At 39.9% G+C, this 13,567-nt stretch carries 9 protein-coding genes; 6 read left to right on the forward strand and 3 right to left on the reverse strand.

Annotated features, from left to right (window positions below):
* Window positions 1–548: 548 nt before the first annotated feature.
* From MUB24_RS11610 to MUB24_RS11620, 3 genes are all read right to left on the reverse strand, one after another.
* On the reverse strand, window positions 549–1,700 hold the full coding sequence (locus MUB24_RS11610; protein ID WP_244704178.1) for an exo-beta-N-acetylmuramidase NamZ family protein: 1,152 nt from the start codon (window positions 1,698–1,700) through the stop codon (window positions 549–551).
* A gap of 168 nt (window positions 1,701–1,868) precedes the next feature.
* Complete coding sequence (locus MUB24_RS11615; protein WP_244704180.1) at window positions 1,869–3,209, reverse strand: ABC transporter substrate-binding protein; 1,341 nt, start codon at window positions 3,207–3,209, stop codon at window positions 1,869–1,871.
* Window positions 3,210–3,501: 292 nt separating this feature from the next.
* Window positions 3,502–5,895 carry a glycosyl hydrolase family 18 protein gene (locus tag MUB24_RS11620; protein ID WP_244704182.1) on the reverse strand — a complete coding sequence of 798 codons (2,394 nt, stop codon included), beginning with the start codon at window positions 5,893–5,895 and terminating at the stop codon, window positions 3,502–3,504.
* 673 nt (window positions 5,896–6,568) lie between these two features.
* Between MUB24_RS11620 and MUB24_RS11625 the strand changes: the two genes are divergently transcribed.
* From MUB24_RS11625 to MUB24_RS11650, 6 genes are all read left to right on the forward strand, one after another.
* Window positions 6,569–7,501, forward strand: coding sequence for an ABC transporter permease (locus MUB24_RS11625; protein ID WP_244704299.1), 933 nt, complete (start codon window positions 6,569–6,571; stop codon window positions 7,499–7,501).
* Between the two features lie 12 nt (window positions 7,502–7,513).
* A complete protein-coding gene (locus tag MUB24_RS11630) occupies window positions 7,514–8,410 on the forward strand; it encodes a carbohydrate ABC transporter permease (RefSeq protein WP_280516964.1) in 897 nt (298 codons plus the stop codon).
* A gap of 76 nt (window positions 8,411–8,486) precedes the next feature.
* A complete protein-coding gene (locus tag MUB24_RS11635) occupies window positions 8,487–10,073 on the forward strand; it encodes an extracellular solute-binding protein (protein ID WP_244704185.1) in 1,587 nt (528 codons plus the stop codon).
* A gap of 120 nt (window positions 10,074–10,193) precedes the next feature.
* Window positions 10,194–11,144: a GNAT family N-acetyltransferase gene (locus MUB24_RS11640; protein ID WP_244704303.1), complete on the forward strand. Its 951-nt coding sequence runs from the start codon at window positions 10,194–10,196 to the stop codon at window positions 11,142–11,144.
* A gap of 446 nt (window positions 11,145–11,590) precedes the next feature.
* Window positions 11,591–12,508: an N-acetylmuramic acid 6-phosphate etherase gene (gene murQ, locus MUB24_RS11645; RefSeq protein ID WP_244704187.1), complete on the forward strand. Its 918-nt coding sequence runs from the start codon at window positions 11,591–11,593 to the stop codon at window positions 12,506–12,508.
* Window positions 12,486–13,565, forward strand: coding sequence for a serine hydrolase domain-containing protein (locus MUB24_RS11650; RefSeq protein WP_244704189.1), 1,080 nt, complete (start codon window positions 12,486–12,488; stop codon window positions 13,563–13,565). Before murQ ends, MUB24_RS11650 begins: the two co-directional genes overlap by 23 nt.
* Window positions 13,566–13,567: the final 2 nt, after the last annotated feature.

The following is a 13,567-nucleotide window of genomic DNA, read 5'->3' on the forward strand; positions in this document are numbered from 1 at the left end:
TCCAAAGAGGTAACAGCGAATCGCTTGGCCGTGCCTGAAATGTCGTCAAAAGTCCAAAGAGGTAACAGCGAATCGGTTGGCCGTGCCCGGAATGTCGCTAAAAGTCTAAAGAGGTAACACGAATCGGTTGGCCGTGCCCGGAATGTCGCCAAAAGTCCAAAGAGGTAACAGCGCATCAGTTGGCTGTGCCCGGAATGTCGCCAAAAGTCCAAAGAGGTAACAGCGAATCAGTTGGCTGTGCCCGGAATGTCGCCAAAAGTCCAAAGAGGTAACAGCGGAACGGTTGGCCGTGCCCGGAATGTCGCTAAAAGTCTAAAGAGGTAACAGCGAATCGCTTGGTTGTGCCCGAAATGTCGTCAAAAGTCCAAAGAGGTAACAGCGAATCAGTTGGCTGTGCCCGGAATGTCGTCAAAGGTCCAAAGAGGTAACAGCGAATCAGTTGGCTGTGCCCGGAATGTCGCCAAAAGTCTAAAGAGGTAACAGCGAATCGCTTGGCCGTGCCTGAAATGGCGTCGAAGGTCTAAAGAGGTAACAGCGAATCGCAATGTTTAGGAATATAAATAGTAACGAGAGCTTATTTTCTGGAAAGATTCTGCCTCTGCTACACACTTTTGCCAAAACGTATCCACTGTACCAGTTAATACATGGTTGCGTACTTCATTTGTTCTAGCTAAATGATCGATCGAATATGTTCCGACGCCGTTTTTTAAAAAATGTACATCATCTAGTGCTGTCTCCATAATTGCTTCCATCAATACGAGACCAGCATGGAGGGCTTCAAATGTGTGCCGATCTATTACATGCAATTGCACTCCAGAACATAATTTCCCTGCGTGTTTTTGCTGGGAAGGTATGAAGGAGGCGGGACGAGCGATCACTCCAGGTAATTTACGCGAATTAAAGGCTTGGGCCAACCGATAACCATCTAAAAATGGTGCGCCAACATACTCGAATGGAAAAGCGGTTCCTCTTCCTTCTGAAACGTTCAATCCTTCGATCAGGCATGTACCTGGATATAATAGGCACATATGCAAACCTGTTGTATTTGGAGAGGGCGGAACCCAAATGCGGCCGGTATCGTCAAAATACATGTGCCGCTTCCACCCATCCATAGGGATCACGTCAGTATCGCATTTTAGTCCATATTTATGTACGAAGAGTAAGGCGAGTTCTCCAATCGTCATTCCGTGCCGATTAGGAATGGGGAATTGATTCAAAAAGGAAGATGCGGTTTTTGTCTCGAGATAGTTCCCCTCAACCTGTTGTCCGCCAATCGGATTGGGCCGATCAAGAATAAGCATCGGCACTCCTTGTTCACCACATGCTTGCATAACATGGGCCATCGTATAAATATACGTATAATAACGTGAGCCCACATCTTGTAGATCTAGAAGCATTACATCGATTTCCTTAAGCACTTCAGGCGCAGGTTTTTTCGACTTTCCATACAAGCTATATACAGGGAGACTCGTTCGCTCATCTGTAAATGTATCAATATGTTTTCCTGCCTCTTCATCACCTCGTATGCCGTGCTCTGGTGCAAACAAGGCCGATAATTCCAGTTCCTCATCTTCGTAAAGCAAATCAATAGTTGAGACAAGCTTATGATCTACACCGGTCATATTTGTAACCAAGCCAATCCTTTTTCCTTGTAATCGCCTTCGTTCATCTGTTAGAAGCACTTCAACACCAATTTTCAATTCTTCTCCCCCTCGTCATTTGGTTGTTAAATAGACTTCATCATTTCAATGAAACACCCCCCGATAGGCATCCAACCCCATATCGGGAGAATTTTTACTTGATACTTATAGATGGGTTCTCAAATAGTTCCGATTGTTGTGGTTTTTCAAATAATATCAGTTCATCTACTACTCAGCTTCCATCGCCTTGCGGATATTCTCAGTTGTCTCGTCATACATTCGGCGCAAAAATGTATTCACATCTGTTTCCAGTGAGGCAAATTCTTGCACCCCACGATATAATGCATTATAGTCTAAATTTGCATACGGACTTATTTTCTCTGCTGGAAGACCCGGATTCCGCTCCATGATAAAGATTGATTCCAAGTTTTTATCTTCCAACCCTTCTATCTCGGAAGCGAGCGTTTCTTGTATCTTAGGATCGTTCAACACTGTGGTTCGCCCTAAATTCCGGGATGACCATTCTTGATAATCATCAGATAAAAAATACTCTAGCACTTGATAGATTTCATCTAGATGCTCACTTGTTCGAGAAGGGAAAACGAAATAGCCATCAGGAGGTGTAATCGTGTTTGGCTGATCGTCCCAGACTGGCATGGTGACCATATCCCAACGCAGGCCTTGTTCTTCATATGTTTGAGCGTTTGGAAAACGGTCCCAGGCAATTGTCATGGCCACATCTTGATCGCTGAAAAAATTCGCTCCCCATTTGTACAAGTAATCCCCTGGATCCTCATCAGGTAATATTCCCGGAATGGACCATAAACGTTCTAGGTAATTCAAATACTCACTATATATTGGTTCTTCCAAATATAATACTTCATGTGTTTTGGGATCAACATGTGTCACTTGACGTTGATCCAACATCATTTGAGGTGAGTTAATATCAAAACCGCGGTACATCGTGCCATTCTTTTCCCCGGTAACCTTGGCAGCAAGTTCCCTTACATCGTCCCAAGTCATATGATCCGTAGGATAATCTACTCCAAACAAATCAAAGATATCTTTGTTATAATATAAACTGTCCGCCCCTTGATAGAGTGGGATCATATACATCTGTTTGTCCTGTACGGTATTTCGGATAAATTGTTCGATATTTGGATTCAATCGCCCCCAATCGTAATGATTTTTCTCAAAAAGTTCATCTAGAGCGTAATCCAATTCGTACTTTTGCAAAATCCTCAACTGTGCTGCACCAGAACCAACCCATAGATCAGGTATATGGTCTTTGACTATGAACTCCTCTACGTCATCCGCAAGACCCACATTCACATCGACCCATTCTAACTTAATATTCGGCAAGGCTTCCTCCACCGGCTCTTTATAGTGTAGGTTAAAGGCATCTTCCCCCCAGCCATAAGCAAACTTTAGCGTCACTTTTTCTGGATCTTTAGACTTCTCCCCGCCATCTACTTGTTCTCCTGTCTTTCCGCCATCCTTACTACACGCTACAAGAAATCCAAGAAGTATACATACCATCCCACCCATTAACCACTTTCGAATAGTCACTTGCACTCCCCACCCTTGAGTGATATTTAATTTCACAATAATATTGCTTTATTTAAAATATATGGTTGATACTTGAATAAATGATATGAAATCAAAAAAAGTGACTAATCTTTAATTTCCTTCGACTAAAGGATGAAACGGAATGGAAGCGGAAGAGTTGTACATAAAGTTAGTGAACTAGGGGTGTCATTCTAAATTCAAAATACAGTTGGAGCAGGAAGCCAGTCCTTAGACTAAGATCATGAATAATCAATGGGGAATGAACAAATTCCCCATTGATTGAAGTTGCACTTTATTGCCATTTCGCAACTAAAGAATCCGCTCCGGCTTTAAGTCTGTTATAGGCTTTTTCAGAAATCAATTTGTTTTCCTTCTGATGATCAAGCAACAGTTTAAAGCTTTCCATGTGTTTGACCACCTTTTGAGCTTCTTCCTTCTTTTCAAAAACTTCCACTGCAATCAAATGGATCATCAAAGAGTGGGAGGTATCTTCTCTTGTAAATTCTCCTTCTTTCTCGAACTGCTTAACAAGTTCCATTAAATCAGCAACGGTCTTGTCCGGTATTGGATCTTTTAATACATTATAAATGGATGCCAATAGATCGTTTCCATGATCTTGACTTAGCTCCCAGATCATGGCTCCGCCTAATCCACGATCCCTAATGTATTCCGCCTTTAATCCAATTGATTGTTCATCCTCATGACTGATGAAGATTAATTCTTCCCTGTTAAATAAAAAAGGTACTTTTGCTCCTTCATCCCAAAAACGTTTATAACCATTGTTTAGTAGGTCATCTTTAACGATTCGATTATACGTGATTGAACCACTTCCCTTAACAGGTTGACGTAGTCCATTATTTTCCGCTGATGTCACATTGTACGTATACCCGTAAAACGGAGTACCCATCACAAGCTTGTCCGCAGGGACTCCAGCATCCAGATAGGCCTGAATGGCTTTGTCAACACTATATGTTTTTCCTCCATCGTCAAATAGGGGTGCCGTAAAATCAGCAATTGTCTCCCATGTTCCATGAATATCATATGTCATAATTTGCACATAATCTAAATATTTTTGTGATACTCCAAGTTGAGTATTGTTGGCAAAGGATGCAGTGGCACCTCCTGCGATTGTTAGAGAATAGTGTTTTCCGTCCTTTTCACCTTGCTTATCCAATTTTTTACGTAACTTCTCTAATAATAGTGGAAAGTTATCGCGATCGGAAGGATTTGGTGACGTTCCCGGACCGCCGCCTGTAACAGGGTATTCCCAATCAAGATCAATCCCGTCAAAACCATTTTCAATCATAAAGTCAATAGCACTTTCTGCAAAAATCGTTCTCGACTCCTTACTCGCTGCTGCTTCTGAGAAATTTGCTGAACCACCCCAGCCACCAACCGAAATCATTGTTTTTAAATGTGGATACTTTTTCTTTAATTCAGCAAGATCTTTAAAGTTTTTTTCGTCTTGAATGGGATTTTCCACTTTCAGCTTAAGATCGGTACCGATCATGGCAAACGCATAATTGAGATGGGTTAATCGGCTCGCATCTAAATCTCGCAAAATATTAAAAGATCCAGAGGTAGACCAGCCAGCCAAATAGCCAACCACCCGATTTGCAGGTGGACTATCTGCTGGTTCCCAATTTGGATCCGTATCGAAATCGGATACATTATCTACAAGGAAAACATTCGTAACAGTCTTCACTTGTCCAACAGGGTCCGTGGCAACCGCTTTAATCATCGCGTTTCCTTCAGGATAGGATGTTGTATCCCAAGGAACAGAAAATATATTTCCCTCTCTATTCGCCTCTGGAAATTTTTGATAAGCTGAATTCGGGTCATTAAGCATTTTTCCAAAAAACTCTACACTTCGCACATTTTCAGCGGCTGTTACACCTAACTGGACAGTTCCGGAATAGCCGTCACTTCCCGGTGTTTTTCCTTTTGGCCCGGATGCATCCACTTTACTAATATCAGGTAAAGGAGCAACATTTTCGTTATCTGACGGAATGATAATGGTGACAGAGCTTTCATCCATGGAGATGTTATCATAAATATCCTTTATCTTGATTTGAAAGTTATACTTTTCACCCGCTATTAATCCATTAACGGTATATGAAGTCGCTGTTGTTTCAGCCACAAGATTACCATCTTGGTAGATCATGTATTGATAAACAGGAACTGTTGTAGATGCTGCCCATGACAAGGTTGCACTAGATGTCGTTCTTGATGGAACATTCAGCTCACTTGGAGCGGCTGGTGCGTTTGGCGCACTGTAATTTTGAACGATAATTTCCCGCGTAATGGATTCTACCTCCTCTGACGAGTAATGTATGACCATTTTTAAATGATATTTTCCATCTGGAACCCAAGGGTTTCCCGTCGGCCAACTCCACGTAAAATGGGAGTATTGTGTAATATATGGATAATAATGCTCCTCGGACTCGTTTTTTGCTTTTGCATAAAATGTGACACTTTCAACAGGCCCCTTTTTAGGATCTGGAACGGCTGTAATCATTGGAGAACCCTTTACGGTATTGCCATCTTCTGTTATGGTCGTTACGTCAATATAGGATGCCGATCCTTCATCCGCTTCCGTTGCGGATGATTCCTTAGCAAAAGATCCTATAAAAAAGCTACATAGGAAAACTACAAATAGGGTAAAGATCGAAAAGCTTTTTTTCATTCTTCTTCTCTCCTTTTAATCTAGGTTTTTGTGTTCATGAGGGATAGGAATGAATATCCCTCATTATGTATCCGCTTTCACCTACCTTTTTGATTTTTTATTTCTACTAAATTATAATACAAGCAAAATATTAATCCATTAATTTATTAAAAATTCACTCGAATCACTACTTTCTTACTAGGAAACAGTATTTTAGACTAGGTTTGATATAAAAAGACATAAAAGTATGTAAAAATACAAAATTACATTTCATTTCCTATCTAATTATGTTATTCTTTAATCAGAGATTTGATGGACTAGCTTAGTTAGTATTCTTTTATGTTTTCATGTAAGCGTATAATAATAGTTTTTTGCTTGAAATAACAAGGAGATGATTTCGGATATAAAGTATATCTTGGACGAATTGGGTATGTGGTAAAACCACTCGAGTTGGAAATGGGTGTCAATTAGCTTGTTAATTTAAACATGAAATCAATTTTTTCACTGATATGGGGAGGTGCTTATGAAAATCTAAAAGATATTATTACTTGGATTGGTTGTTCTATGAATGGGGGGACGATCCCCAGTTTAAATCTAAGAAAGGTTATTCAAAGAAGCGAAACACTCTCAAATAAAGCATGAAAGGAGTTGTCAAAAACAGATGGCTCAACAACACAGTTTGAATGGGAATGAAATGACGGCCATAGGTAAGTCAAATCAAAGAAAAAGCGGGCTTAAACGAAGGAAAATAAAGAGAAATTGGCAATTGTACGTGTTATTGGCTCCGGCTTTAATCTATTTTCTTGTCTTTAAGTATTATCCCATGTATGGAGTGCAAATCGCTTTTAAAAAATTTGTCGCAACGAAAGGAATATTTGGTAGTGAATGGGTCGGATTAGAGCATTTTATGAGATTTTTCCATTCGCATTATTTTTGGGATCTTATTAAGAACACATTAGGTATTAGTTTATACCAATTATTGTTATTTCCCATTTCGATCATTGTCGCCTTATCTTTAAATGAACTGCGGGATGGCAGGTTTAAAAAAATAGCCCAAACGATCACATATGCACCGCATTTTATATCAGTCGTCGTTTTTGTTGGCATGATTATTGCCTTTCTTAACCCGATCACGGGAATTGTGAACAACATTATCCAATTTTTGGGATTTGAACCGATTAGTTTTATGACAGAACCATCGTGGTTTAAAACGATCTTTGTCTTCTCAAATGAATGGCAAAATCTTGGGTGGGGAGCCATCATTTATTTAGCAGCGCTCGCAGGGGTAGATACAGAACTGCATGAAGCAGCAAAGGTAGATGGTGCCTCAAGACTTCAGCGGATAAGACATATTAATATTCCATGGATTTTACCAACAATTATCATCCTATTGATTTTAAATATGGGCAACTTCATGTCTGTTGGTTTTGAAAAAATTCTCTTGATGCAAAATCCACTGAATCTGGAATCTTCCCAAGTAATTCAAACTTATGTGTATGAAGCGGGATTGTTGAATGGGCAGTATAGTTATTCCACAGCAGTTGGTTTATTTAATTCAGTTATTAATTTTGCTATTCTTATAACCTTTAACAGGCTGGCTAGAAAAACGGGGACAAGCCTATGGTAAAGGAGCATCGATATGGAAATTAAACAAACAAAGACAGATCGCATCTTTGATATTTGTAATAAGATCCTAGTTTGGTTTTTTATAATCATTATTCTGTATCCACTGATTTACATTATTAGTGCATCGATCAGTGATCCTTCTTTTGTAAACTCTGGACAAATGTGGTTATTACCAAAAGGGATTACTTTTGAAGGATTTCAGCGTGTATTTCAAAATAAAGAAATTTGGATCGGGTATCGGAATACCATTTTTTATACATTGCTAGGCACCTTTATTAATCTAGCAGTAACATTACCAGCTGCATATGCGCTTTCCAGGCAAGAGTTAATTGGGAAAAAGGTCATCATGGCATTATTTGTATTTACGATGTTTTTTGAAGGCGGATTAATTCCTACTTACTTGCTTGTCAGGGATTTAGGCATGGTCAACACCATCTGGTCGTTGGTGATTCCAAGTGCTGCAGCAATGTGGAATATTATCGTGACTATGACTTTCTTTAAGGTGACGATCCCGAAAGGATTGGAAGAAGCGGCTGAAATGGATGGGGCTTCTCAATTCAGAACGTTTTTCCAAATCGTCTTACCATTGTCTGCGCCGATTATTGCTGTAATGGCATTATTTTATGGGGTTGGTCATTGGAATCAATATTTTGGTGCAATGATCTACCTTTCCGATGAAAAATTATTTCCATTGCAGTTATTTTTAAGAAAAATCCTAATTCAACAACAAATGACGGCGGATATGATGATGCAAAGCGGTAATGCCCAGGCCTTAAGTGAACATGCAAGGATTGCAGATATTATCAAATACGCTGTCATGATTGTATCAGCCGCCCCATTATTAATTGTTTATCCTTTCCTACAACGCTTTTTCTTAAAAGGTGTTTTAATCGGGTCTATAAAGGGGTAAAGGCTGAGATTTGATGAAGGGGGTGAGGATGTAATCGAGAATGGATTATTATCAATACATTATGGGGGTAAATGAAATGAAAAAACTGAAAAAAGGATTATTTAGTTTGACGGTACTTTTAACCAGTATGGTCCTAGTAGTAGGCTGTGCTAAAAACGACAATAAAAAAAATGCGGACAAAGGACCAGATGAAAATTTTAATGAATCAGGTTACCCCATTGTGAAGGAACCCATTACATTAACAATGATGGGGCAAAGTTCGCCTGTTCAGCCTGATTGGAAAGATATGGGTTTTTTCAAAGAAATGGAAAAGATGACAAATATTCAATTTAACTTTAAAACGTCTCCATCTGACGACTATAAACAAAAGAAACAGCTGGCCTTTAATAGTTTGGAATTACCAGATGTTTTGTACGGGGCCGAGTTGACTTCGGAGGAGGAATTGAATTTTGGAAGCCAAGGATTGTTAATTCCGTTGGAGGACTTGATTGATAAATACGCACCAAACTTTAAAAAAGTAATGGAGGAGCATCCAGATATTAAACCTTCCATTACGGCACCCGATGGGCATATTTATGCGCTTCCTGGATTGGATACAACAACACAATCGAAGACGCCGATTATGTGGATGAATAAACCATGGATGGACAAAATTGGCGCAAAAACACCAGAGACAGTTGATGATCTATATCAACTACTAAAAGATTTTAAAGAAAAAGATCCTGATAATGTCGGGGATGTCATTCCGTTGACAGCCAACTCTCCAGCAGATCTGCGGGTTGGGATTCTTCCTGACTTTGGTATTATCCAAACAGATGGAATTTTCCAAAAAGGTGGTAAGGTCGATTATGCATACACACAAGAGGGATTCAAAGAATATCTCACCTTTATGAATAAACTGTATAACGAAAAATTATTAGATAATGAGATGTTTTCCCATACTTGGGAGCAATTTGTCGCAAAAGGTCCTAAGGTTGGAATCTATTCAACATGGCCGATTGTCATGCTTGGATTTGAAGATCCATCAGAAGCCTTAAAGTATCCACCATTACCACCTTTGACAAGTGCTGTCAATGATCAAAAACTGACGATCGAAATGCCTGAGGTGCGCAGGGGAAGAGCAGCCATTACAAGCGAAAATAAATATCCTGAGGCCACAATGCGCTGGTTGGATTATGCTTACTCAGAGGAAGGTTCCATTCTTTCAAGACTAGGAATTGAGGGAGAATCTTATGAATGGAATGAGGATAAAACGAAGTGGAAATTATTATCGAAGGACGGTTTAAGTACAACGGAAACGAATTCTCAATATGCACCAGGAGTAGGAACGAATGTCCCAATGGTCTTAAGCGAAGAAATCTTTGGGAAAGAAGATAATCCAACGATACACGAAATTAATAAAAACCTAGCGAATGAACTTTTGCCTTATGCTGAACTGCCATTCCCACTTGTCTACTTTACAGATGACGAGCAGGATAGGATCAATGCATTAAAACCAGATATCGACACGTATTTTGAACAGATGGAAGCTAAATTTATCACAGGGGCAGAATCGATTGAAACGGGTTGGGATAATTATCTAGAAACACTTGAGGGATTAGGAATCGATGAATATATTAAAATCCATCAGGATGCATACGATCGTTGGGCAGATGAGAAATAAGTTAAAGAATGTATAGAATCAGCCTGGTTTTCAGGCTGTCTCTATCGTAAGGCCTTTAGCCAATTCAAATCATTAAATTTGTAGACATTTGCAACGGATTGTAAAAGGAGGAAATCCATGATGTTCATATTTCGTCATTACGAATCAGGTGATGAAAAGCAAATCGTAAAATTATGGAATCAAAGTTTATGGAAGGATCCGATCACGCCCAAACGTTTTCGCAATCTCGTCCTGCTGGATGCGAATTTTGATCCAAAGGGGATGCGATTAGCGTTTGAAAATGATAAATTAATTGGATGCGTCTATGCGGTAAGAAGATTACTGCCAATGTTTGGTACTGATTTAGAGCCAGATAACGGCTGGATCCCATTCTTCTTTGTTGATGAAGACTACCGTAAGTCCGGCGTAGGGGCAAAACTGATGAAAGAGGCTTCTGACTTTTTGAAAGAAAATGGACGGAAGCAGATATTTTTCGCTTCTTACGCACCGAACTATATTATGCCCGGTATTGACGAAGAGGCCTATCCTGAGGCGTATCAGTTTTTGCAAGCAGAAGGATTTTCAAAACTGTATTCCCCGGTTGCGATGGATCGCAATATCGTTGATTTTAAAATATCAAAAAGTATCAAAGACCTCATGAAACAAAGAGAGAACGAAGGCTATTCTTTTTCACTTGCTGAAGATAAAGATCTGTATGAAGTCATTCAGTTTGCAAATCTGAAGTTCAATCCGGATTGGGGCCGTGCAATCAGAGAAGGGGTTCTGCAAGGCCTGCCAATGGAACATATCCTTGTGGCTAGAAATGGTGAAAAGGTAGTGGGCTTTTGCATTTTCGGTGGATATGAAGGTGTTCCGGATCGATTTGGCCCATTTGGCGTAGATCCAGATGAACAAGGAAAAGGATTGGGAAAAATTCTCTTGAATCTCTGCTTAGAGCAAATGAAAGCACAAAGTTTGCATGGTGCTTGGTTCCTTTGGACTGGGGAAAAAAGTGCTGCCGGTTATCTGTATAAAAAGACAGGATTTGAAATCACTCGTACCTTCCATGTCATGAAAAAGGATATACACTAAATAAAGGAATATTGGTAGCGGCATCTTCTTTAAATGCCAGGCGCTTTTGCGGCAGTGCCTGGCTCTTCCCCGTATAATAACTGTAATGATCTAGCTTACTTTTGATTATAAATAGATATGGAAGAGAGCAGAAGATTATTTCTATAAGAGTCGGGTTTGATAAAAGGTTATGAAATAATGATACAATATTTTACCATATACGTTGAATTAATGTTTTAAATATGTTATTTTAATACTAACCTAACATCTTAAGCTAATGGTTTGGCCGTTGTTCAGGCTGGTTGCTATTATTTGCGAAAAAGAAAGATTGATAGAATTGTCATTGATTGGACTGGGTTTGTGGACCTTTATAGAAAGTTGGGTTATGAGGTTTGGAAAGAGCATAAAAGCTATCAGAAGTGATTAGTGAATCATCCATTCCCATAATATTGGAAAGGCGTGTTGAAATGGAACTGGATCTTTCGAAATTAATAACAGAACAAATAAATGAAAATTCAAAAGGAATTGACCAAATGTCCACTCAGCAAATCGTTCAGCTTATGAACAATGAGGATCAAAAGGTCATTGAAGCCATCCAAGCAGTTATACCTTCTATAGTAAAAGCAACGGATGAAATTTATTATGCTCTACAAAAGGGAGGGCGCCTTTTCTATATTGGTGCGGGAACTAGTGGACGGCTTGGTATTTTAGATGCTGCCGAGTGTCCGCCCACCTTCTATACGACTCCGGAGATGGTGCAGGGCATTATTGCAGGAGGAAATCAGGCCGTATTTGTTGCTGTGGAAGGAGCGGAGGACAATCCAGAAGCAGGAAAGAAAGATTTAGAGGAAAAGGAGTTAACTCCTACGGATATCGTTGTAGGGATCGCAGCAAGTGGGCGCACGCCCTATGTGATCGGTGCACTTGAATATGCCCGTTCTATTGGAACGGCAACCATTGGCCTTACTTGTAACAAGGATACTCCTATCAGTAAGGTGGTTGACCATTCCATAGAAGTGATTGTTGGACCTGAAGTATTAACTGGTTCCACAAGGTTAAAAGCAGCTACTGCCCATAAAATGGTCCTAAATATGTTTACGACCATCTCCATGATCAAAATGGGCAAAGTATATGAAAACTTAATGATTGATCTTCAGCCAACAAACAGTAAGTTAGTAGAAAGAGCACGAACAATGCTCATGGCCATTACGGGGAAGACATTTGAAGAAGCGAAAAAAGCTCTGGAAGAAACGAATTTAAAAGTCAAGCCTGCGATAGTGATGCTTGAGGCAGAGGTTTCTTGTGAAGAAGCATTTGTTTATATTGATAGAGCAAACGGCTTTGTAAGGGAGGCGATTCAACTTGCACGACAAGAAAAAAGATGAGTCCCTAAAGGAAAAAGTATTGCGGTTTCTAGCTCAGGAAATATCCGCCGAACACATCCCCGGAGCCGCCATTTATGTGGCAAAGAATGGGCAAACAATTTTGCAGGAAACGATTGGGGCCAGAACTTTGCACCCCTCCCCACAACCCGTTGAAGAAGCTACGGTCTATGATCTTGCTTCTTTAACGAAGGTAGTCGCAACGCTCCCATCTATGTTGAAACTGATGGAAGAGGGGGCGTTTCATTTAAAGGATCGCGTATCCCGGTTTATTCCCGGATTCGAAAAAAACGGGAAGGAGGATGTGACAATTCAGCATTTATTAACTCACACCTCAGGCTTAGCTGCTCACCGCCCATTTTACAACGAGAAACTTACAAAGGGAGAAGTGGTCCAAAGAATCTGTACGGAAAAGTTGATGGAAAAGCTGGGGAAAAAAGTCATTTATAGTGATTTAGGCTTTATATTACTATCAACGATCATAGAAAATATTGCACAGCAATCCTTTGAAAGCTTTGTAGAAAGGTATATTTTTAGTCCTCTAGAGATGAAGGACACAGGTTTTAATCTTCCTTTTAAAAAGGATAGGTTTGCAGCGACAGAATTTTCTGATGAGTTGAAAGACTATAAGTATGGTGTTGTACATGATGAAAATGCAGAAGCGATGGGAGGAGTTAGCGGACATGCCGGCTTATTTTCGTCTCTACCTGATTTAGTGAAATTCTCTACTATGATTGAAAATGAAGGGGTTTACAATCATAAAAGAATATTGACGAGCTCAGTCTTACGTTTAGCTCGAAAAAATTTCACCCCATATGATCAGGAAGGCCGTGGATTAGGATGGCAATTACAAAGTGAAGGAACCTTGGCTAGCGGTGATTTATTATCTGATGATGCTTATGGTCATACAGGGTACACCGGAACGAGTATCTGGTTTGATCCGCAAGCGAAGCTCACGGTTATATTATTGACGAATCGTGTTCATGCCCAAAATAAAAATGGGATTCTGCGCCTAAGACCAAGGTTGCATAATGTAATCCAGGCCCATTTACAATCGTAAAT

The organism is Lederbergia sp. NSJ-179, assembly GCF_022867885.1.
In the GTDB taxonomy this organism is placed as follows: domain Bacteria; phylum Bacillota; class Bacilli; order Bacillales; family Bacillaceae_C; genus Lederbergia.